Source organism: Streptomyces ossamyceticus (genome assembly GCF_001418475.1).
Lineage (GTDB): Bacteria > Actinomycetota > Actinomycetes > Streptomycetales > Streptomycetaceae > Streptomyces > Streptomyces ossamyceticus.
Genome location: NZ_LIQX01000992.1, coordinates 1 through 1,126 on the forward strand (window position 1 = coordinate 1; position 1,126 = coordinate 1,126).

Annotated in this window: 1 protein-coding gene; it reads right to left on the reverse strand. The window is 72.8% G+C overall.

Annotated elements, in window-relative coordinates:
* Positions 1–101: 101 nt before the first annotated feature.
* Positions 102–632 carry an SUKH-3 domain-containing protein gene (locus AOK15_RS41270; protein ID WP_055524419.1) on the reverse strand — a complete coding sequence of 177 codons (531 nt, stop codon included), beginning with the start codon at positions 630–632 and terminating at the stop codon, positions 102–104.
* Positions 633–1,126: the final 494 nt, after the last annotated feature.

Sequence of the window (1,126 nt, forward strand, 5' to 3'; positions counted from 1 at the left end):
AGCAAGGACTTGGTTCCGGCCGAATGAGGTTCGGCCAGCGGGACGGCGGGAGGTGGCGGGGGTTCGGGCGGGGATGCGGTGATGTGGGGTGGGGGCGTGCCTCAGTGGCCGGGGAGGCTGTCGCCGGGGAGGCGGTCGTCAGTGAGGTAGTTGCCGGGGAGGTTGTCGCGGGGGAGGCCGTTGCCGGGGAGGCAGTTGCCGAGCCAGTCCGCCTGCTCGGCGCGAGGGGCTCCGCCGTCGCCCTCCACGACGTAGGTCAGCGCTTCGGCGAAGGTCGCACCCAGATGCCACAGGACGTTCGGCCCCACGGCCACGACGCGCCCGCCGGCCGCGACGTACGACCTGAACTGGACCGACCACATGCCCAACGGACTGAAGCCCTCCCCGAATCGACGCCGCAGCGAGACCGCCTCCTCAACGGTGTCGACACAGGCGTCCACCGGGTCGACACACAGGTAGGAAGCGGGGACGCGGACCGGGCAGCTCCCGATGGTCAGCCCGCCGAACTCCACCCAGACACCGACCACCGTGTCGTCGAGTTCGAACCCAACCACGGTCAACTGCCGCACCCAGTCCCCCGTGTCGACGCGACGCCCCGGCGCCCACCCCGCTCCGCGCAGCGCGTCCAGCACCGCCGGGCCGCACCCCCTCAACGACTCACCACCGCGTTCTATACGCGGCCCCCTTCCCTCGACCGAGCCGACCGCCCATTCTGCCGCGCGCCCGCCCCGACCGACAGGAAAGGAACCGGGGAGCCGGGGAGTCGGGGAGGCAGGGGGGAGGGCGGCAGGCGACAGGAAAGAGCAAGAGGGCAGCAAGGCCGCAAGGCCGGGACTTCGGTCGCGGGCGTTACGAGGGGCAAGCGTGGGGCGGCCGTTGCTCATACGTCCACTGCGGCCTCCGGCCCCATGGGGCGCGCGCCCCTGCCTCTAGGGGGCACCCCATGCCTCTCGGGCGCCACTGGTCCCGCAGGGCACCCCCCCTTCCCGTAAGGCAGCCCCGGTCCCGCAGGGCAGCGCCTTCAGTGCCGTAGAGCGCCCCAGTCCCGTAGCTCCCCGGCCCCACAGGGACGCACACGAGCTCTCGCCACCCTCGGCGCGGATCGCTCCACCCCGCCCCGCCACAC